Source organism: Micromonospora sp. NPDC005197, from assembly GCF_040608295.1.
GTDB lineage: Bacteria > Actinomycetota > Actinomycetes > Mycobacteriales > Micromonosporaceae > Micromonospora.
On sequence record NZ_JBEXHY010000011.1, the window covers coordinates 44,755 to 64,767 of the forward strand.

At 72.3% G+C, this 20,013-nt stretch carries 17 protein-coding genes; 6 read left to right on the top strand and 11 right to left on the bottom strand.

All coding sequences use genetic code 11. The features are described 5' to 3' along the window. Positions 1–29: 29 nt before the first annotated feature. Both ABZU46_RS06895 and ABZU46_RS06900 read right to left on the bottom strand, forming a co-directional pair. Positions 30–443 (bottom strand): DUF6069 family protein, encoded by a 414-nt coding sequence (locus ABZU46_RS06895; RefSeq protein WP_354855501.1) that lies wholly within the window; start codon positions 441–443, stop codon positions 30–32. A gap of 152 nt (positions 444–595) precedes the next feature. Continuing rightward, positions 596–1,246 carry a TMEM175 family protein gene (locus ABZU46_RS06900; RefSeq protein WP_354855502.1) on the bottom strand — a complete coding sequence of 217 codons (651 nt, stop codon included), beginning with the start codon at positions 1,244–1,246 and terminating at the stop codon, positions 596–598. A gap of 257 nt (positions 1,247–1,503) precedes the next feature. Between ABZU46_RS06900 and ABZU46_RS06905 the strand changes: the two genes are divergently transcribed. Both ABZU46_RS06905 and ABZU46_RS06910 read left to right on the top strand, forming a co-directional pair. Continuing rightward, positions 1,504–2,997 carry a DUF1996 domain-containing protein gene (locus tag ABZU46_RS06905; protein WP_354855503.1) on the top strand — a complete coding sequence of 498 codons (1,494 nt, stop codon included), beginning with the start codon at positions 1,504–1,506 and terminating at the stop codon, positions 2,995–2,997. Between the two features lie 187 nt (positions 2,998–3,184). Continuing rightward, positions 3,185–4,270 carry a hypothetical protein gene (locus ABZU46_RS06910; RefSeq protein WP_354855504.1) on the top strand — a complete coding sequence of 362 codons (1,086 nt, stop codon included), beginning with the start codon at positions 3,185–3,187 and terminating at the stop codon, positions 4,268–4,270. Positions 4,271–4,476: 206 nt separating this feature from the next. Here the strand turns inward: ABZU46_RS06910 and ABZU46_RS06915 are convergent, their stop codons facing one another. Next, entirely contained in the window at positions 4,477–5,730 is a 1,254-nt protein-coding gene (locus ABZU46_RS06915; protein WP_354855505.1) for an MFS transporter, read from the bottom strand. Between the two features lie 34 nt (positions 5,731–5,764). Beyond that, complete coding sequence (locus ABZU46_RS06920; protein WP_354855506.1) at positions 5,765–6,349, bottom strand: winged helix-turn-helix domain-containing protein; 585 nt, start codon at positions 6,347–6,349, stop codon at positions 5,765–5,767. A 909-nt stretch (positions 6,350–7,258) separates the two neighbouring features. Between ABZU46_RS06920 and ABZU46_RS06925 the strand changes: the two genes are divergently transcribed. From ABZU46_RS06925 to ABZU46_RS06935, 3 genes are all read left to right on the top strand, one after another. Beyond that, a complete protein-coding gene (locus tag ABZU46_RS06925) occupies positions 7,259–7,768 on the top strand; it encodes a hypothetical protein (protein WP_354855507.1) in 510 nt (169 codons plus the stop codon). A 200-nt stretch (positions 7,769–7,968) separates the two neighbouring features. Beyond that, positions 7,969–8,574 carry a response regulator transcription factor gene (locus ABZU46_RS06930; protein WP_354855508.1) on the top strand — a complete coding sequence of 202 codons (606 nt, stop codon included), beginning with the start codon at positions 7,969–7,971 and terminating at the stop codon, positions 8,572–8,574. 120 nt (positions 8,575–8,694) lie between these two features. Continuing rightward, a complete protein-coding gene (locus ABZU46_RS06935) occupies positions 8,695–9,279 on the top strand; it encodes a response regulator transcription factor (protein ID WP_354855509.1) in 585 nt (194 codons plus the stop codon). Between the two features lie 27 nt (positions 9,280–9,306). On the opposite strand, the gene ABZU46_RS06940 is transcribed toward ABZU46_RS06935, so the two are convergent. The 7 genes from ABZU46_RS06940 to ABZU46_RS06970 form a co-directional block, all read right to left on the bottom strand. Continuing rightward, the gene (locus ABZU46_RS06940) at positions 9,307–11,082 is read right to left on the bottom strand and encodes an ABC transporter ATP-binding protein (protein ID WP_354855510.1); all 1,776 of its coding nucleotides are present in this window, start codon (positions 11,080–11,082) and stop codon (positions 9,307–9,309) included. Further along, positions 11,079–12,806, bottom strand: coding sequence for an ABC transporter ATP-binding protein (locus ABZU46_RS06945; protein WP_354855511.1), 1,728 nt, complete (start codon positions 12,804–12,806; stop codon positions 11,079–11,081). The genes ABZU46_RS06940 and ABZU46_RS06945 overlap by 4 nt, the downstream gene beginning before the upstream one ends. A gap of 75 nt (positions 12,807–12,881) precedes the next feature. Then, on the bottom strand, positions 12,882–13,001 hold the full coding sequence (locus ABZU46_RS06950) for a SapB/AmfS family lanthipeptide (protein ID WP_013734295.1): 120 nt from the start codon (positions 12,999–13,001) through the stop codon (positions 12,882–12,884). A 5-nt stretch (positions 13,002–13,006) separates the two neighbouring features. Further along, positions 13,007–15,604: a class III lanthionine synthetase LanKC gene (lanKC, locus tag ABZU46_RS06955; RefSeq protein ID WP_354855512.1), complete on the bottom strand. Its 2,598-nt coding sequence runs from the start codon at positions 15,602–15,604 to the stop codon at positions 13,007–13,009. Between the two features lie 484 nt (positions 15,605–16,088). Then, on the bottom strand, positions 16,089–16,445 hold the full coding sequence (locus ABZU46_RS06960; protein ID WP_354855513.1) for a DNA polymerase ligase N-terminal domain-containing protein: 357 nt from the start codon (positions 16,443–16,445) through the stop codon (positions 16,089–16,091). A gap of 68 nt (positions 16,446–16,513) precedes the next feature. After that, positions 16,514–17,968, bottom strand: coding sequence for an alkaline phosphatase PhoX (locus ABZU46_RS06965; protein WP_354855514.1), 1,455 nt, complete (start codon positions 17,966–17,968; stop codon positions 16,514–16,516). Positions 17,969–18,121: 153 nt separating this feature from the next. Further along, positions 18,122–18,838 carry a TetR/AcrR family transcriptional regulator C-terminal domain-containing protein gene (locus tag ABZU46_RS06970; RefSeq protein ID WP_354855515.1) on the bottom strand — a complete coding sequence of 239 codons (717 nt, stop codon included), beginning with the start codon at positions 18,836–18,838 and terminating at the stop codon, positions 18,122–18,124. Between the two features lie 102 nt (positions 18,839–18,940). On the opposite strand from ABZU46_RS06970, the gene ABZU46_RS06975 reads away from it, so the two are divergent. Further along, positions 18,941–19,924, top strand: coding sequence for an NAD(P)-dependent alcohol dehydrogenase (locus tag ABZU46_RS06975; RefSeq protein ID WP_354855516.1), 984 nt, complete (start codon positions 18,941–18,943; stop codon positions 19,922–19,924). The last annotated feature ends 89 nt before the right edge of the window (positions 19,925–20,013 follow it).

The window sequence follows — 20,013 nt, forward strand, 5'->3', positions numbered from 1 at the left end:
TCCGATAGCTCGACGATGGGTGGAACAGGTCAGGCGGCCAGGCGGCGCGCGACGGCCGGGATCACGATCGCGGCCGCGACCAGGTGGGTGAGCATCAGCAGCGCCTTGGTGGCCGTCCCGGCGTCGGCGAGCACGTCCGGCACCAGGGACAGGACCGTCAGCACCACAGTCGTACGGACGAACGCGCGCCGCGGACGCCGCGCGAAGCGGGACAGCAGCACGGCGAGGAGCACGCCGATCGACGAGAAGACGGCGGTCAGCACGCCGAACCCCGTGACCGGAATCGGGGCGCCGCTCATGTCGAGGCTGATTCCGGCCGCGTGGCCGACGGCGGCGACGGCCATGGTGGCGGCGCTCGCGGCGACCGTGGCGATCACGCCGGCCCCGATCAGCGCGCGGAAGGCCGACGTCGTGGTGCGGGTGGTCTGCGCGGTGGTGGTCATCGTGCCCTCCAGCGGGGTGTGGCCCGTCTCGATTCCGGGCTCTCACCATGGCTACGAAGAGAGCCGGTCCCGATCGACAGCCGCACCCACAATATTTCGACGGCCTCGTCGCCGATGTACGCCGAGCCGGTCTCCGGGCCACCCGGTCCGGCTCAGCCCGGACGGTCGGTGGTCTTGTCGTCCTCGCCGTACTCGCCGCGGATGGGCAGGTAGTAGGCGGGCAGGAAGGCCGCGATGATGGCGACGCCCGCGATCGGCACGAACGCGCCGACGAGGATGCCGCCGCCGATCCAGACCAGCGCGAGTGCGAATCGACGGCCGATGGCCCGGACGCCGAAGGGGCCGAGACTGGGGTCCAGGAGTCTCGCCCGGCGAAGATGGACCCAGATGACGTTGAACAGGGCCGCTGCCAACCACAGTGTCGTGCCGTAGACGACGACCGCCGTCCGCAGCCCCTGCTCCGCGCGGAGCGCGGCGGCGAGCAGCGACGTGGAGAACGGCAGGAACGCGATGACCATCAGGAGCAGCGTGTTGAGGAACAGGACCGGACGGTCGACGTGCCGGACCCGGTCGAACATGACGTGATGATTGACCCACACCTGCCCGACGAGCAGGAAGCTCAGCGCGTACCCCAGGTACGACGGCCACAACGCCCCGAGGCCCGGCAGGAGCCGCCCGAAGTCCTTCGGCGGTTGGATCTCCAGCACGAGAAGCGTGACGGCGATGGCGAAGACACCGTCGCTGAAGGCGACCAGCCGCCCCGGCCGGCGCGCGAGCCGAGGAGCGCCAGGGCTGGACGACATGCCCTCCAGTATCCGATCGAAAGACGATTCGTTACCGCGAAATCCGTAATCAGCAGGGCCGGGTCGCCTTCAAGGAGTTAAAACAAAATTAAGGCTGCGTGGGCGAAAAACTGTTATCCGAAGCCGGGACGACGGCTACCAGGAGACCTGCCCGCAGCCCTCCTTAATTCTTTTTCCGCACGTTGATGCAGGCTCTGGACGTGCACATACTTCACCCGACAGGAGCGTTATCGCCGACTCGAAGGAAACCACTGGTAATGCGGACTCCCCCCGCGCATGTCGCACCGCCGGACCGGGCGCGAAAGCGCCGTCGACTCGCCCGCGTCACGCTCGCCTGCGCGGTCGTCACCGCGTTGGGCGGCAGTGGCATCTACCTCGCCGGCGCCCAGGCCGAGGAGGTCGCCGTGCCCGGCCGGGTCCAGGCGGAGGCCTTCGCGGCGCAGTCCGGTGCGCAGACCGAGAGCACCGGCGACGCCGACGGCGGCAGGAACGTCGGCTGGCTCGCCAACGGCGACTGGCTGCGGTACGACGGCGTCTCGATAACCGGCGCGGAGCTGACGGCCCGGGTCGCCGCGCACAACACCGACGGCGGGGCCGTCGAACTGCGCCTCGGCACGCAGACCGGCGCGCTGCTGGCCAGTTTCCCGGTCGCCCACACCGGCGGCTGGCAGAAGTGGACGACCGTCACGGCCAGGGCGTCCGGCGTGCCGACCGGCCCACAGACCGTCTTCGCCGTCATGAAGAGCGCCTCCCGCTCGGACTTCGTGAACCTGAACTGGTTCACGTTCGGCCCCGCGACGGGCACGACGCCGAGCGCGTCCCCCACGCCGAGTTCCGGCCCGGCGACGCCGACGCCGGGGACGCCGACCGCTCCCGGCACGCCGACCACCCCGCCGGCGGCCGGCTGGGTGCCGGTCGACCAGGCCGCGTGGAACCAGGAGTTGGCCGCCTTCACCGCGATCAAGCCGAAGGCGGTGCCGCCGGGCACCACCCGCGTCCCCGAGTTCCACACCGACTGCGAGGTCGCCAACTCCGCCCCGGACGACCCGATCGTCCTGCCCGGCCTGTCGGGCGCCTCGCACCTGCACACCTTCTTCGGCCCGAAGGTCGACGCCTTCACCACGACCGACAAGCTGCTCTCCTCGACGACCACCTGCAACGCCCCTGGTGACCTGAGCGCCTACTGGGTCCCGGAGCTGCGCAAGGACGGCAAGCCCGTGCCGATGAAGAGTTTCCGGGTCTACTACGGCTCGCGGGTCAAGGATCCGTCGACCGTCAAGCCCTTCCCGCCCGGCCTGCGGATGGTCGAGGGCGACGCCAAGAAGCAGGTCGACACCCCGAAGAACGCCGGCAGCAACCAGTTCTGGTGCGCCGGAAGCGCCGAGACCGGCCGCAGCGCGGACGGCAACTGGCCGGTCTGCGCCTCCGGCGGCAACCTCATCTTCCAGCTCGTCTTCAAGGACTGCTGGGACGGCAGGAACATCGACTCACCCGACCACAGGTCGCACATGGGCGACCCGGTCAACGGCGTCTGCACCGGCAAGTACCCGGTGGCGGTGCCGAACCTGTCCTTCATGGTCAACTATCAGTCGCTGGGCGGGAACGGTCTCAGCCTCTCCTCCGGCAAGCCGTCCTCCATGCACGGTGACTTCATGAACGCCTGGGACCCGGTCCGCCTCAGCCCCCTGGTGAAGTCATGCCTGAACCAGAACGCCAAGTGCGGCACCGAGGTGACCTTCGCCGGCGCCTGATCCCCGCCTGCGCACTCCTGGACGGTCCCCTCACCCCGGCGAGGGGGCCGTCCACCGTTCACCGCACCGATCGGCTGGGGCCCGGGTGGCCGACACCCGACACCGGAGCACGCGGTAGCCGACTGTGACCATCGCGTCACGACAAGCACACTCCTCCCCGACATGTTCCCGTCGAATGGAGGAACACATGCGTCTCCGATCGTTCGTCACCGCCGCGCTGGCCGCCGTCCTGGCCGCCGGCGCACTCACGCCGGCGGCACCGGCCGCCGCGGCCACCGCCGACCGCTGGGGGTTCGCGTACGTGCAGGACCCCACGGTGCCGGTCTGGACCGTGCTGGACACCAGCCGGCAGTGGGGTAGCTGGAAGACCGCGTTCCCGGCCGCCTGGGCGGACGGCGTCAAGCTCGCGCCCGGCCGGTTCCAGGTCCGCTTCCCCCAGGTGGGCGCCAGCTCGCGGGGCGTGCCGCACGTGACCCCGGTAAACCGGACCGGGCACTACTGCGAGGTGGTTCGCTGGTTCCAGTCCGGCGCCGACGAGATCGTCGACGTGCAGTGCCACAGGCCCGGCGGCACGCGCGAGGACACCCCGTTCACCGTGCTCTGGACGACCAGTTCGGGCGTACTGCCGGCCGGCACCTCCCACGCGTACGTGCAGTGGGGCGGCGGCGTCGTGGTGCAGTCGTACAACTCGACGGGCGTGGTGAACACGGTCGGGCCACTGGGGGTCGGGCAGTACCTGGTGCGGCTGCCCGGGGTCGGGCTGGCCGGGGTGCTCGCCGGCGACGTGCAGGTCACCGCCGTACAGCCCAACGCCGGCCCCCGCCGGTGCAAGGTCTACTCCTGGGCCGCGGTCGGCAGCGACGTGCAGGTGTACGTCTTCTGCTACGACCAGGCCGGCGCGCTCACCAACACCGACTTCGCCCTGTCGTACCACCGCCGGCGGCCGGTGATCGGCTCCCTCGCGCCGCCGTCGTACTTCGGTTACCTGGGCACCGCCGTCGGTGGGCCGACCAACGACAACTCGGTGCTCGGCGTCGGCGCGAACACGGTGGCGCCGCTGGTGCCGGCCGGCCGCTACCTGGCGACCTTCCCGCAGATCGGGCTCAAGGAGACCCACGTCCAGGTGGTGGCGCAGGGCGCGGGCAGCAACTACTGCCACCTCACCCAACCGTGGACGTACACCACCAACGCCGACGTCGACGTGATCTGCTTCGACAACGCCGGCGTCGTCACCCCGCACCGCTTCCTGGCCACCTTCACCTCCCGACTCTGACGCCACAACCGCGCCGGCGGTGGCCGCTCGCGGTCGCCGCCGGCAGGATGAAGCCGGCCATCCGCTACCGGGCGGAGAGCAACGGCGCCGACGACCTGCGCCACCTCATCAACGAGGCCTCCGACTGACCCGACGTGCGGTCCCGCGCTGGTCAGTCGGTGCGGTGGCCTGGGCCAGGGTGAGCGAGCCGTCCCGGATCGCCGCGGCTACGGAGCAGACTCGACGGTCTCCCGGCGCTCGTCCCTGCTGACCAGGATCTTCCTGCCCGTCGACCGAGCGGCGCGGCCAACAGGGCGCAGGCCCACGAAGGCGACCACACCGGAGGCCAGGTACAACGCGGCCTGCACGTTGAGGACGAGCACGACGCTGAGCGCGTCGCCGAGCAGACCGGCCGCCACCATGCCCAGGCCCTGTGCCGCGTTGTAGATCGCGTAGTACGCGCCGAAGGCCCGGCCGAGATCGGTGTCCGGCACGCTCTGCTGAATCTGCGCGAACGCCCCGCTGCTGTAGGCGACGCCCGGCACGCCGACCAGGATGAACAGCAGGACGTACCACCCGGGTTGACGGGTGACCGCCGGTCCGTTCCAGATGACCGCGCTGATCAGGCCGAACGTGGTGGCGCCGAGGCTCATCAGCAGCCGGGAGCTGAGCCGCGTCCCCAGCATGCCGACGATGAGCCCGCTGGCCACACCGCCGATCGCCTGTACGCCACGGAGCACGCCGGTGAGCGTGCCGTCGGCATGCAGCGCGCGGCTGACGAAGACCACGAAGAGCACCACGAACAGGCCCTGCGCGATGCCACCCAGCGCCACGCTCAGCATCGTCACCCGCACGGTGTGGTTACGCAGCATCGCCGCGAGGCCGGACCGCCAGGTGGCGAAGAACGACGACGTACGCTTCGGTGGGTTCGACGCCGCGACGCCGCGACGCGCGGCCCGGCGGCCGGCGACGATCAGGGTTGCCGTGGTCGTGAAGGCCACGACGGCACCGATGGCGAGGTAACCGGTGCCGGCGCGGGTGATCGCGAACCCACCGAGCGAGCCTCCGATGAGCCGTCCCACACTGATGTTGAGTGCCACCATGCTGTTCGCGCTCACCAGGTGCGCGGGCTCGACGAGGCTGGGCAGCGCCGCGTTGCGGGCGGAGTCGAACGTCTGGGTCAGCACGGCCTGGGCGCCAGCGATCAGGCAAATGATCCACAGATGGTGGCCGGGTTCGGCGAGCAGGGGAAGCACCGCTGCCGCCTGCGCCACGGCGGCGCAGCCCATGAGCCGGAACCTGTCGTAGCGGTCGGCCAGGGCACCGGCGAACGACCCCAGCGTGATGCCGCACAGCAGCTCGACGAGGAAGACGGCGGAGGTGGTGAACGCCGACCCGGTCACACCGAACACGTAGATCGGCAGCCCGGTGAGCAGCAACCAGCTCGCCACGCTCGAGCAGAGCCCCGCGGCCCAGATCACGACGAATCCGCGGTGACGCAACAGCGTCACCATGTCAGACGAATTCCGGTGTGGGGTAGGCCTGCAGGCTGAGGCTGACCGGTCGGGCGTCGCTCGGGGGCGCGTTGCGCAGGGGGCGCAGGTACGGCCGGATGACGGCGTCCAGGGTCAGCGTGAGGTGTCGCAACTCCTCCGGGGTGAGCGACAGCGTGTAGTTGTGGAAGGTCGCGCTCCCCCGCCACTCGTCTGTCAGCTTGTGCTGCCGGTTCTGGTAGCGCTGCAGCGACCGGAACACCTCGTCGAACTCGAGCGCGGTCAGCGCGTCGTTGACCTGCTGTCCGTCGGCGTCGTCGGAGTCGGGGAGGTATTCGAGCCCGGTGGCGGCGGCACGCCAGGGCCGGTCACGTCGGTTGGTCCCCTCGGCGGGGGCCCGTTCGATGAGGCCGTGCCGGGCCAGCTGGTGCAGGTGGTAGCTGCAGTTCGAGCCCGTGTCGTCGAGAGCCTCGGCGCACTGGGCGGCGGTTCGCGGGCCGGCGGCCAGCAGGTAGCGCAGCAACCGCAGGCGCAGCGGGTGGGCGAGCGCGCGCAGCGTGGTGGCGTCGCGTACCCGCACGCGACGTTCCGACCCGGTCGGTTCCATGGAGTGACACTCCTAATCGAAAGACTCCTTTCGTTTATACGCCCCTGGAGACAGTTTTCGCAATGAGTGTTTCGCATCGGCGATGGGTCCGTGTCCGCCGCCAGCAGGGCGCGGCCTCGTGGCGGAGATGACGTGGCCGACGACCCGCGCGCATCACCGGATGCGAATAGGTGAGTGCATCGCTACTATGGGTCAGCAATCCAGAGGGAAGGGGGTAGTGCCCGCGTGCGAAGTCCCGTCAACGGAACCACGACGATGTCTGCGTCGAGCCGGTCGGCTGCGCCCGTGGCCGGCCGACTGCGCAGGCTCGCCCGGCGGTTGGTGCTGATCGCGGCTGCCGTCGGGGCCGGTTTCCTCCTGGCCGCCCTGTTCCAGGGGCCGGCCGCCGCCGACGGGATACGCAGCGACCCCGGCAACGAGCCTCATCGGCAGATCCGCGCTCTGGTCGAGCCGATCGCACGGCTCACGGTCGCGGAGCGCTCCGCGGGTGAACGCCCGCGCGTCGTGCGGGCCGACGAACCCCGCCCTGATCGGCCCCGCGCCCCGCTGGCCGGGGCCATCGGTAGCGTCGTCACCCCCCGCGACGTGACACCCTCGACGCCGCCTCGCCGGCCCAGGGCCGCGTCGCCCGGGTCCGTGCCGCTGCCTCGGGTCGGCGCAGCCGTCCCGCCCGGCGCTGCCGAGCGCGCGAGGCTCCGGCCCGCGTCCCCAGCGCCCGCGGCTCATCGTCCAACTCGCCACGGGCACCCGTCCCGGCCGGCCGCTGATCCGGCACCGCGGCCGGTCCCCGCCGCGGCCGAGGCACACGCGCTGCCCGTACCGGCCGGTTCTCTCGCGGTGGGCCTGATCACCGCCCCACTGCCGCATGTCGTCGCCATCGTACGGACAGTGCCGATCCAGTCTGTCATCGTGACGCTTCTCCGTGTCACCGACGCCGTTCTACCGCCCGATCTCAGGGCGGTGATCCCTCCGGCGACACCTCCGCTGACCGCTCCCCCAGCGCCCGGGCCGGCCACCGTGCCGATGACCGACTCGCCTCCCGTGGCGGCCGCGCCGACACCACCGGCGGATTCGGCGATGTCGCCCGTCCGCGCCGCGCCGGTGGTCGTATGTGCCACGGCAGCGCCGCCTCCCGCCGCGCCGCCGCCGATGTCCGTCGCCGTCCCCACGCGTCCCACGGCCTCGAAGGGGCACCTCGCCGCACGCCCGGCCCCGTTGGCGGTGGCCGCCGAACTTCCCGGCCGACCCGTCGCGCCGGTCGACCAGGAGGCCGCCGGCGTCGACAATGGATCGACGGCGGGGCCGGGTCTGATCCGGCCCGTCGACCGGCAGTCGCCCCTCGCCTCCGGGGTGCCCTGCGAACTCGTGCCACTCCTCGTCGAGAGCCACGCTCCGTCTGCGATCGCCCGCCCGGGCTGAGGCGTGTCGACCGACCCGGATGCCGGCCGACACGCTCGGTCCCGTCCGCTGGCCTGGTCGATCAGTGCCCGTGCCCGTCTGCAGTGACGGTGCAGCGGGCCCATGCCTATCCGTCCGTCGCGCACGACCGCCCTGACCAGCCCGTGGACGTTCCGGGATCGGTGGCCGGTGTGACGCGTACCTGAGATCGGAGAAACGTGGTGATCCACGTTGTCGTCGCCGAGGACATGGGTTTACTGCGCGGTGCGCTCTGCGCCGCGCTGTCAGGTGAGGAGGACATGAAGGTGGTCGCCGACGTCGAGGGTGTCGGCGAGTTGTTGACGGTGGTACGCCGGTGCAGACCCCAGGTGGTGGTGCTGGCGCTGACACCGGAGTCGCCCGACCCGGTGGAGATGGTCACCCGGATCAGCGCCGAGGCGCCGCACGCCGCCGTGCTGGCGATGAGCCCTCGGTGGAGCCCCGCCCTGGTGGAGGCCGCGCTGGCGGCCGGCGCACGCGGCCTGCTCGGGAAGGACAGCTCCCTGGTGGAGCTGGTGCGGGCGATCCGCGCGCTCGCCGCCGGGGAGCGGGCGATCGATCCGGCCGCCGCGGTGGCGGTGCTGAGCCCTCCGGAGATCCCGTTGACGCCTCGGGAGATGGACGTGCTGCGGATGGCGGCCGAGGGTCTGCCCCTGAAGGAGATCGCGGCCCGCCTCTATCTGGCACACGGGACGGTGCGCAATCACCTCTCGGTGATCCTGCGCAAGACCGGTGCGCGCAACCGGTTGGAAGCGGTGTGGCGCGCGCGGAGTAACGGCTGGTTGTAGCCGTCGGGGGCGGGGCCGGTGGACGTGTCCGGCCCCGCCCCCGTCGCCGTGCGGGCCCAACGGATGCGTGTTTGAATATCGACGTAGTGTAATCGCCTTCGGAGTGCGGAAAGGTTCATCGTGATCCGTACCCTGCTCGCTTTGGACGGTGCCCTGGTGCTGGGCGCGCTGTCGTTCGTCCTCGCCGCCGAGGACGACATCCGCGTCGTGGCGGAGGTGGATCGCGGCGACGCGGTCTCCGCGGCCGTCCGCGCCCAACGCCCCGACGTGGTGGTGGCCGACCTCGACGTCGTCGAGGGAGTCGACCCGAGCCGCTTCGGTCGGTGCCCCGTCCTGGTGCTGGCCCACCCACATCGGGCACGGCGACTGCGCGGCATGCTCTGCCCGACCCGGACGGTCGGCATCCTGCGCAGTGACGCCGGCCCCCAACGGGTCATCGACGGGATCCGCCGGCTCGCTCGCCGGGAGCCGGTGCTCGACGCGGATCTCGTCGTCGCGGCGCTGCGCTCGGACAGCCCGCTGACCAGCCGCGAGACGGAGGTGTTGACGCTGACAGCGGCCGGGGCACCGGTCGCCGAGGTGGCGGCGACGCTCGGGCTCAGCCGGGGCACCGTCCGCAACCACCTCGGTCGAATCACCCGCAAGGCGGGTGCGCGCACCCGGGTGGAGGCCGTGCGGATGGCAGGCGAGGCAGGTTGGATCTGACGGCGCCGTCGGCTCGGGGCGCCGAGGTCAGCTCAGCCGGGCCCCCGTCCGGGACAGCGCCACCGGATCATCCCAGCAACCGACGAGCGCCCGGTACGTGGCCGATCGGGCCATCAACTGCTCGTGCGTTCCCACCACGGGCTCGTCGCCGTCGAGGACCAGCACCCGATCGGCCCGCAGCGCGGAACTGATCCGGTGCGCGATCACCACGAGACTGCCGTGCCGCCGGGCGAAGGCACTCTCGACGGTCGCCTCCAGCGCCGGGTCCAGGTGACAGGTCGCCTCGTCGAGGACCACCAGCGCGACGGGCGCCAGCCAGGCCCGGACCGCCGCGATGAGCTGCCGTTCACCGGCGGAGAGCAGAGCCGGCACGACCGGCGCGTCCAGACCGCCCAGGCGCGTCGCCAAAGGGCGCGCACCGAGCGCGGCGAGGGTGACCTCCAGCAGGTCGTCGTCGGCGTCCGGCCGCAGGTAGCGGAGGTTGTCGGCGAGGCTGCCGGTGAAGACGTACGCCTCCTGAGGCACCAGCACTCTCATCCGGGCCAGGTGGGCCGGCTCGGCGTCGGCCACCGCCGCGCCGGCCAGGCGGACCGTGCCCGCCTGCGGCGGCACCAGACCGGCGAGCAGGGCGGCCAGTGTGGACTTGCCCACGCCGCTCGGGCCGACCACGGCGAGGTGATCCCCGTCGGCCAGCGTCAGTGCGAAGTTCCGGAGAACGGGCCGGGCGCGCGGGCCGTAGCCGAAGGTCAGTCCGCGGACCTCGACGGCCGGTGAGCCGTCGACCGGACGGGCCGGCGGGCGCGCGCGGGGCGTCCGGGTGGTGGGAGCGGGCAGGTGGGGTCCGCCGGACACCGCAGCGGCCCGCAGGATGTTCTCCAGGGTGACCGCGTAGCGCAGCCCGCCGCCGCCGATGCCCTGCACCAGCGTGTGCAGGGCCGGTTGCAGGCCGGTGGAGACGTAGATCAGCGCCCCCAGCACCGCGCCCGCCGTCAATCCGCGTTCGACCAGCCACGGAGCGGCCGAGAGCAGCACGACCAGCGGCAACCAGCCGCCGATGCCGAGGCTGAGGCTGCGGATCACCGCCATCCGGGCGAGGGCGCGTTCGGCGGCGGCCTGTGCGGACACCTGCCGTTCCACGTCGGCCGTGACGCGTGCCTGCGCGCCGCAGGCCAGCACGTCGCGGTGACCGGCCAGCGCAGCCGACGCCGCCTGGCCGAGCTGTTCACCAGCCCGGACGTACGCGCGCTGGTGCCCGGCCATCGCCGGCAACGCGGCGAGGAACACGGCCAGACCGGCGACCAGCGGCGCGGCGGCCAGCGCCGCCACCACCGGCGCCAGGGCGAGCAGGCCGAGCAGGGCCGCGCCGGCGGAGAAGAGGAAACCGCGGGTCACCATCAGCAGGCCCGCGAAGGTGTCGCGGACGATCTCCATCTGGTGGGTCAGCCGGGTCACGGCCGCGCTGTCCGGGCGACCACCCGCCCGGGTGGCGTCGCGCAGGGCACCCCGGACCACCTGAGCGGCCACCTCGTCACGGAACGGCTCGACCACCGCGCCGAGGCTGCGGTACGTCCGACCGGTCGCCGCCGCGCCGACCAGCACGGTCACGGCGAGTACCCCCAGCCACGCCAGGCCGTTGAGGAGCCGCCCGGCCAGGAAACCGTCGTCGACGGCCCGGGCGACCAGGAGGCCGGCGAGCAGCGCGGGCAGCGACTCGACGAGCGACCAGCCGCAGAGCCGGGCGAGGTCACGCCGGCGGGCCCGCAGCGCCCGCCAGGTCACCCGTCGTACGCTGGGACGGCTCACGGCCCACCGCCGGCCGGCTGGAAGAGAGCACGGTAGTCCGGGTCGGCCCAGAGTCGCCGGTGCGGCGCGAGGCCGCGCAGCCGACCGCCGTCCAGCCAGGCGACGAGGTCGGCCGCGGCGGCGGCAGCGGTCCGGTGGGTGACCACCAGTCGGGTGCGCTCGCCGCCGCGTCCGAGAACCGCCTCGGTGATCCGGTGCTCGGTCGCGGTGTCCAGACTGGACATCGCGTCGTCCAGGATGAGCAGCCGCTCGGCGGCGAACGCGCGGGCCAGGCCGAGGCGTTGGGTCTCGCCTCCGGAGAGCGGTGTGTCCGCCAGTGGGGTGCGGTAGCCGTCGGGCAGACGGTCGATCACGTCGGCGACCGCCGCCCTGCGGGCCCCCCGAAGGACCGCCGGCGTGGCCGGGCTCCCGTCGGCCGGCGGCGTCGCTGACTCGACCGGCAGCGCCAGGCCGATCGCGTCGTGGACGGTCGCGCCGATCAGCACCGGCTGGTCGAACGCATAGCCGACGGCTCGGCGCAGCGTCGCCCCGTCGAGGTCGCGCAGCGGCACACCGTCCAGTAGCACCTCACCGCCGTCGGGGTCGTGCAGCCGTCCCGCCACGGCGGCCAGGGTCGACTTGCCGGCACCGGACGCTCCGACGACGGCCACGATCGCGCCCGCCGGTACGTCCAGGTCGATGCCGTCCAGGATGGGCCGGCCGTCGTCGGCGTGCACGCGTACCCCGCGCAGTCGCAGGGCCCCGCCGCCGGGTGGAAGTGGTCGCCCGCCCGCTGGTGCGGCGGGCTGTTCCAGCAGCTCGGCGACCCGGTGTGCCCCGGCGCGGCTGCGGACCAGGTGGTTCAGGGTGGCGAGCACCCCACCGAGGCCGGCGCCCATGGCCGCGTACCGGACGGCGGCGACCAGTTGGCCCGGCGTGAGCCAGCCCGCGGTCAGGGCGTACCCGCCGACCGCGATCACGCTCAGGTGCAGCAGCGGCGCCACGGCGGAGGTACGCGCACTCGCCCGGGCCAGCAGTTCCCACGCGCGCCGGCCGTGCAGGCCCAGCTCCGGCAGGGCCGCCAGCACCCGGTCCTCCTCGCGGTGGACGGTGGCGGCGGCGGCGATGGTCCGGGCACCGGTCAGCGACTCCAGCAGTCGGCCGGCGATGGCCCCGAGCACCCGCTGGTATCCGGCGGTCGCGGCCGAGGCGTCGGCCACGAAGGCGCGCATGAGGACGGCGAGCAGGCCGAGGCCGGCGAGCAGGGTGATCCCCAGGACCGGTTCCATGATGGCGAGCGCGACGACGCTGCCGAGTGGTGGAAGCACCGCCACGATGGCCAGGACGACTGCGTTGCCGGCCTGTCCCGCGTCGGCGGCCTGGCCGACCAACCGGCCGACGAGATCACCCACCGGATAGCGGCGGGTGGTGCGCACATCCACGGCGAACAGGTGACGCAGCAGGCGCTGGCGCAGCCCGGCGGTGGCGCGTGCCGCACCGAATCCGCTGGCCAGGTCGGTGAGGGTGTCGACGCAGACGAGGACGACGACCAGGGCACCGGCGGACACCGCCCACCAGCCGGAGCCGCCGGCGAGGGCGGCGTCGACGGCACGGCCGAGGGCCGCGGGCAGCAACAGTTCAGCGGCCGCGCCGAGCAGCGCGACCGCCGCGAGTCCACCGGTCCAGCCGCCGCCGGCCAGAACCGTCCGCCTCAGCAGCCGGTCCCCCGCCTCGAACGTCGGCATCGGTCCTCCCAGTGCTACGCGGTCGCCCTGGGTGGGCACGTCTGCCCGCCCAGGGCGACCGCGTTCTGCGATGGATCAGTTGCAGGTCGTGACGGAGAGCGAGCTGTCGCCGCAGAGCAGCAGGCTCGCCCGGCTACCGCCACCCGTGCGGTCGGCCGGAGCCATCTCCAGGCCCTGGAGGTCCAGAAGCGCCATGTCGTTCACCTCCCTTCCATCCGTTCGTCGATCCGGTCGCCCCCGCTGTCGCGAGGGAGTCTCTGCGCGCCCGACAGGGGCGCGAGGAAGGGCAGCACCGGCGGCTCGTCGTGTCGCGCACAGGCCAGCGCGTAGAGCACGCCGGCGGTGCCGGTGCCGAAGTCCATGGAGAGCCGCAGCAACTGCTCGCCGGGGAACGCGGTCCCGTCCCGGTACGGCAGCGCGTGCCAGGCCAGCCGGTCCACCTGTGCGGCGAGTTCCCTGCGGTCGGCATCGTGGGCCGAGGCGGCGAGGTAGGCGATGATGCCGGCACGGCCGGCGAAGAGCCCGGACTGTGCGTAGAACGGTGACCGCGCCGCGCGGCGGATCCCCGCGCTGGCCTCGGCGAACCGGTCGTCGGCCCGGTGGCGCAGGTACGCATCGAGGACCAGCCCGATACCGACGCTGCCGTGCGCCAGGTACGGCATCGTCCGCCAGCCCTCGTTGACCTCCAGGGCGCCGTCCGGCCGCAGCACACACCGGCGCAGATCCTGGCGCAGTGCCGTGGCGGCGTGTCCCAGCAGTTCGTCGTCACCGCTGAGCTCGTAGAGCCGCAGCAACATCAGCGCCGGTCCGGTCCGGCCGCGCAGCAGCCCGGCGTACGGATTGCGTCCGCCGCTGACGTCCGGGCCGGGGTCGTCGGCCAGTTGCCCGATCACCCGCTCGGCGGCCCGCCAGGCGGCGTCGCGCAACGACGCCTCCCCGGTGCGCCCGGCCAGCTCGGCCAGGTTGAGCGCGATCCCGGACAACCCGCTCGCCAGGCTGTGGTCGAGCCCGTCCAGGGGCTCGCGCAGGCAGATGTCGAGCACGTCCAGCGCGTCCTGGCGGCGTCCGAGGTGATCGAGGGCGTACGCCACGCCGTGCAGGCCGTCGTAGAAGCCGCAGCGGGTGCCGGACGGTGGCGCTGTCGCCCGCCGCACCAGCCAGTCCTCGTGCTCGGGCCACCGCCCGGCGCCGCTCCTGTCGAGCGCGTACAGCACTCCGGCCGCCCCGTGGGCGAGGTTGAGGCCGCCGCTGCGGAACTGCTCGATGTCGCCGGGGAAGAGCCGGTCGTCGCGCTCGGGGGTGGCGCTCGCCAGGGTCGCCGTGGTCAGTCGGTCCCGTGTGGTGGGCCAGTCATCCGCGCCGAGAGCCCCGTGCGGGTCGGCGGCGACCTGGGGGCCACCGGTGATCTCCTCGACGGCCGGGTCGAGGAAGGACCTCGGCACCGGGAAGTTCGCGGCGATGATGTCGGCCAGGTGAGCCGCCTTCGCCGGCGCGAGCCGCACTAGCTGGGTCAGCGGAAGGAACAGCGCCAACCGCAGGCACGCCAGGGCGTACCGGTCGACGGCCGGGCCGGTTCGGTCCCGCGGCGCTGCGAAGCCCTGGTTGCGCAGTCCGGGCCGGCGGTGCCCGGCGATCGGGGCGGCCACCTCGAAGTCGACCAGGGCGACCCGGTCGTCCGGCCGGATCATGATGTTGAACAGGTGCAGGTCACCGTAGACCAGGCCGCGCTCGTGGATCGCCGCGATGAGGGACTCGACCTGCTCGTGGATGTGCCGGGCCCAGCGGGCGTACTCCGCCCGGTCGTCGTCGGTCGCGTCGGCGTCGATCAGCGGGTACCGGTCGACCAGCACCTTGTTCAGCGGCCGACCCTCGATGAACTCGAGCGCGAGGAACCGGTGCTCGCCGAGGGCGAACTCGTCGTGCACCCGCGGCACCTGCGGCAGGTCGGCCAGTTGCCGCAGGGCCTCGGCCTCGCGGGCCAGCCGGGCGACGGCGTCGGTGCCGTCGGCGTCCAGGCCGGCGTGCGGTCGGGCCTCCTTCAGCACCACCTGGGTGTCGGTACGCAGATCCCGGCCCACGTACAGCCCACCGCCGTTGGAGAAGTGGATCACCTTCTCGATCCGGTACGGCACCTGGTTGGTGCTGGTGTCGTTGCGGGCGGCCAGGTGCGGGCCGAGGAAGTCGGGCAGGGTGACCCAGTCCGGTACATGGAAGACCGGCTCACGGCGATCCGGCACCAGCGTGCCGGAGTCGTCCTCGATCGCCGGCACCACCTGACCGTCGGGCGAGTGGCAGTAGCGGGCGGCGAAGCCGCCGTAGCGCACGTGGACCGGGCCGTCGCCGTAGCGGAGATCGCTGAGGATGTACGGGCCGGTCTCGCCGGTGAGCAGCTCGTCGAGCTCCTTGCAGACCAGCTCCAGCTCCGCGTCGTCGTGTGGGTAGACGGTGATGAACTTGCCGCTGGCCGCCCGGGAGGCGTACTTGGAGTTGCGCAGCAGCAGTGTGCGGGGCCCGTGGAGGAACTTGAAGGACAGGCCGCGGGGGACGCAGTAGTTCCAGACGGCGTCCAGCACCCGCTCGGCGTTCGCCAGGCCCGCCGAGACGTGGATTTTCCAGCCCTGCTGCGGCAGCGAGCCGCCGTCCGGCGCGTAGATCAGCCAGTCGTCGAGCGGCTCGCGGCGCCAGCCGGTCGGGATGGGGCGCTCGGCGGCCGGGAAGACGGGCTGCGCGACGGCGCTGCCGAGCGAGTCGTAGAACAGCCGATCCGCCGCGCAGTAGCTGTCGTAGCGTTCGTCCACCGTCCCGCCTCCTCTCGAACTCGGCCGGCTGTTGTTCCGGCGTTGAATCGAGTTTCGTCGACGGGAGGCGGTGGGTCCCAGTGCGCTTAGTCACTGACTTCGATGCAGGGCGCATCGGTACTCATGACATTAGTCAGGGCCCATGGCGCCGGCTCCACGGATCACCGCGCACCGGCCCGCACCCGAGGCCGCCCACGAACCTCGTCGGCGCTGTTGCGGCTTGACGAGCCCCTGACCTGGGGCTATTCCGATCGGATCGGTGAGGCAGCGCGTTCGTCCGCTCACCGACCTGCTCGTTCTTGACCCCTCGATCGGGTGGAACCCGGACCCCGGTGATCGCTTGGTTAACAGTGACGTCACTCAATCGAAATCGGAGAGGTCATCGCCACCGGAGCCACCGTCACTCTCGGTAGCGACGCCTGGCCCGAGGCGCTCGACGTGGGCGAGCACGCTGAGGGGCCCGGCCACGCGACCCGCGCGAGCCTCAGCCGGGTGGCTGCTCCTTCGTCAGGTGGAGCAGCCACCCCTCGCCGGTGCGGATGAGCGCGTACCGCCGGCGGCCGGTACGCCCGTGCAGCGTGAACAGCATCCGGCGGTCGGTGCGGTCGTGCTCCTCCCACGTGCCGATGTCGGCGATCGACTTGTCGGCATCCTCGTAGGTGAGGTGATCAAGGTGGTGATCGGGCACCGCGATCGCGAGCCGGTTGTCGCCGGGACTGTCCGGCAGACCACGGGGAACCGCCCACGAGCGCAGCACACCGTCCTCCTCGAGCCGCAGGTCGAAGTGCGGTCGGGGTTTGCGGTGGTGGTGCAGGACGAAGGCGGGGTGCACCCTTGCCATTGTCGACGACCTCCGCCCCCGCCGCCGGTCAAGCGCCCGTGAGCAGGAAACCGTGCAGGCCTCGCAGGTCAGCCCAGGTACTTCTCCCACGGGCCGGTGATGGCCAGGGTGAGGCCGGGGTCCTGCATGTTGACGAAGAGCACCTTGCCGTCGGCGGTGAAGGTCGGCCCGCAGAATTCCGAATCGTTGAGCTGGTTGCGGGCGATCGCGTACGTCGGCCCGCCCGGAACCGTGCTGAGCACGTGGGAGGCGCCAGCGCCGTCCTCGGCGAGCACCAGGCTTCCCCACGGGGTGACTGTCACGTTGTCCGGGCCGTCGAAGGTGAGGTCGGTGTACTTGACCGGCGCCCCCTCCTCGGACTGGGTCTGGTGCGGGAAGTACGTCACCAGCTGGATGGTCTGGTTCTTGAAGTTGTAGAACCAGACCATGCCGTCGTGCGGCGCGGCGTCCGCCGGCAGGTCACCCTCGTCCCAGGCGTACGAGTTGACCACGTACACGCCCTCGTCGGTGGCCCACACGCCCTCGAACTTGCGTCCCCGGGTGACCTGGCCGTCGGCGAACTGCTCGCGTACGGACGTGGTGCGCGCGTCGCGGTCCGGCACCTCGATCCACCGCACCGGGAAGGGGCGGCCCAGCTGAGCGGAGGTCAGGTAGGCGACGTCCGGCAGCACGGAGCCGTCGTCCATGACGATCTGCATCGCGGCGAGGACGCCGGCGTTCGGCGCGAGGCGGGTCAGCACGCCGGGGCCCAGCTTGACCCCGGCCGGGGCCGTCCAGCGGTAGAAGAGACCGTTGGGCTCGTCCGCGTCCTCGGAGAGGTAGACGTGGGTCCGGTCCTTGTCGACCGCCAGGGCCTCGTGCGAGTAGCGGCCCAGGCACTTGATCGGCCGCGGGTCCGCGCTGCCGTCGGCCCAGACCTCGAAGACGTACCCGTGGTCCTTGGCGAAGGCGCCGGTGCGGCCGCCCTCCTCCCACTCATCGCCGGCCCGGTCCTCGGTCTCCTCGCAGGTCAGCCAGGTCCCCCACGGGGTTGGCCCGCCGGCGCAGTTGGAGACGGTGCCGGAGAGGGCGACGAACTCGCCCAGGTTGCGGCCCGCACGGTCGGTCGTGATGACGGTGCAGCCACCGGCGTCGACGGCGCCCGCGTCGTAGACCGTTCCCTTGACGTGCGGCACGCCGAACTCGGCGCCCGGGTCGATCTCGTGGTTCTGGATCAGGGTGTAGCGCCCGTGGCCGGCGTCGTAGACGGCCATGCCGTCGTGGTCCGACGGGGTCGTGCCCTGGCCGCGGTCGAGTCGGGTGACGCCGGTCCGGGTGACCACGGTGTAGCTGAAGCCCGCGGGCAGGGCCAGGATCCCCCTGGGGTCGTCCACGAGCGGCGGGAAGGACACGGGACCGCCCAAGCCCTGCGAGTGCGGCCGACCGGGGCTGGCCTGCGCCAGGGACGGCAGGCCACCGGCGACGGCAAGGCCCACACCGGCGGCGGCGCCGCCAGCGAGGAAGGTACGACGGGAGGAAGGCACGCGGATCAGCTCCTGGTCAAGGCAAGTGCGACGGCTGACAGCCAACTCCGGCCGACGGACACGGACACGTCACCCGGGGGGTCGCGTGGTGACATCGGAGTGAAGAATCAGGGCCGCCCGCAACCCCGCCGAGCCGACGGTGCGGGCCCTCGCTCACCGGGCCCGCCGCGGCGATGTCCAGCCCTGCTGGTGCAGCCGTTCGATGCCGTCGAGCAGCAGATCCAGGGCGAACTCGAACTCGAACTGGTCATCGCAGCCCTGCCCCACGACCGACTGGTCGTCGTGGGACGCCGCCCCGGCGATCTCCGCCAGGTGCGGGAACTGGGCGGCGAACTCCGGCGGTAGGGCGGCGGGCGGCTCGGGGCTGGTGGCTCCGGACCGACCGGCCTGGCGGGAGGCGTCGAACAGTTCCTGGCTGAAGCCCAGCACCCGGCTGCCCATCGTGTGCATCACGTGGTGGGCGAGGTTGGCGGAGAACCCGCCGGCCTTGAAGGTCGCGACCACCGAGTCGAGATAGGCGAGGACGGCAGGCGTCGCCATGCTCCGGGACTCGATGGCGAGCGGCGCCCAGGGGTGCCGGCGCAGCACCTCCCGCGCCGAGAGGATGCGCCGGCGGATGGCGTCCTTCCAGTGGGTGTCGGACGCGGGCGGGTCGATCTGGCTGACGATCACGTCGATCATGCCGTCGAGGAGTTCGTCCTTGTTGGCCACGTGCTTGTAGAGCGCCATCGGCACGACGCCCAGATCCTGGGCGAGGTTGCGCATGCTGAGGGATTCGATGCCGGCCTCGTCGGCGAGCGCCACGGCGGCACGCAGGACGCGATCCCTGCTCAGCGGCGTCCGGCGCAGCGTCTCAGCCTGCTCAGCCATCTCGTCCTCGTCCTGTCCGGCGGTTGTTGAACCATAACCGCCTTGACAGGTGTACGGCGTACACCTACCTTCAGTGTACGCCGTACACCCCAGGGAGGGATCATGAAGGCGATCGTTCAGGACCGATACGGCCCACCGGAAACCCTCGCGCTCGCCGAGGTCGCCACGCCGACGCCCGCCCCGGGCGACGTGCTCGTACGGGTCGAGGCGGCCTCGCTCAACGCGTACGACTGGCATGCCATGCGGGGTGATCCCCGGATGGCGCGGTTGGCGATGGGCCGGACGCGGCCCCGGGCGCGCATCCGTGGCCGCGACTTCGCGGGCCGGGTCGAGGCCGTCGGCGCCGACGTCCGGCAGGTACGGCCGGGCGACGCGGTGTTCGGCGACCTCGGCGAGGCCAACGGGGCGTTCGCCGAGTACGTGTGCGTGCCCGAGACGTTTGTCGCGGCGATGCCGGCGAACCTGACCCCGCAGCAGGCGGCAGCCCTGCCGCTGGCTGGCATCACGGCGCTCATGGGGCTGCGCGACGCCGGCGGCGTCGAGCCCGGCCACCGCGTCCTCATCAACGGCGCCTCGGGCGGCGTCGGCACTCTCGCCGTGCAGCTGGCCAAGGCGCTCGGCGCCACCGTGACCGGGGTGTGCAGCACCCGCAACGTCGACCTGGTCCGCTCGCTCGGCGCCGACCACGTCGTCGACTACCACCGCGACGACTTCACCCGCGGCACACACCGCCACGACGTCGTGTTCGACCTGGTCGGCAACCGCTCACTCAGCGAGCTGCGGCGGGCGCTGACACCGACCGGGACGCTGGTGCTCTCCGGTGGCGGCGTGTACGACGGTGGCAGCCTCCTCGGACCGGTCTGGCTGATCGCGCGCGGACGGCTGCTGGCCCCGCTGGTCCGACACCGCATCGTCACGCTCACGACGACACCGGGCCGGGAACACCTCGACACGCTCCGCGGCCACGTCGAGGCCGGCCGTCTCACCCCGGTCATCGACCGTACGTATCCCCTCCACGAGGTGCCCGCGGCCATCCGGTATCTCGAAGGCGAGCACGCGCGGGCAAAGGTCGTCATCACCGTTTGACGGCCGGCATCGACAGTGGCGGGTCCGCCCCGACCATGGCCCGTCCCCCGGCCAGCCCCGCGGTTACGCCGTAGCCGGACCGCAGTAGT

Bases quoted from the DNA above. Each gene is read 5' to 3' on its own strand.
- ABZU46_RS06895 (WP_354855501.1), bottom strand. From the start codon at position 443: ATGACCACCACCGCGCAGACCACCCGCACCACGACGTCGGCCTTCCGC.
- ABZU46_RS06900 (WP_354855502.1), bottom strand. From the start codon at position 1,246: ATGTCGTCCAGCCCTGGCGCTCCTCGGCTCGCGCGCCGGCCGGGGCGG.
- ABZU46_RS06905 (WP_354855503.1), top strand. From the start codon at position 1,504: ATGCGGACTCCCCCCGCGCATGTCGCACCGCCGGACCGGGCGCGAAAG.
- ABZU46_RS06910 (WP_354855504.1), top strand. From the start codon at position 3,185: ATGCGTCTCCGATCGTTCGTCACCGCCGCGCTGGCCGCCGTCCTGGCC.
- ABZU46_RS06920 (WP_354855506.1), bottom strand. From the start codon at position 6,349: ATGGAACCGACCGGGTCGGAACGTCGCGTGCGGGTACGCGACGCCACC.
- ABZU46_RS06945 (WP_354855511.1), bottom strand. From the start codon at position 12,806: ATGCCGACGTTCGAGGCGGGGGACCGGCTGCTGAGGCGGACGGTTCTG.
- ABZU46_RS06950 (WP_013734295.1), bottom strand. From the start codon at position 13,001: ATGGCGCTTCTGGACCTCCAGGGCCTGGAGATGGCTCCGGCCGACCGC.
- ABZU46_RS06960 (WP_354855513.1), bottom strand. From the start codon at position 16,445: ATGGCAAGGGTGCACCCCGCCTTCGTCCTGCACCACCACCGCAAACCC.
- ABZU46_RS06970 (WP_354855515.1), bottom strand. From the start codon at position 18,838: ATGGCTGAGCAGGCTGAGACGCTGCGCCGGACGCCGCTGAGCAGGGAT.
- ABZU46_RS06975 (WP_354855516.1), top strand. From the start codon at position 18,941: ATGAAGGCGATCGTTCAGGACCGATACGGCCCACCGGAAACCCTCGCG.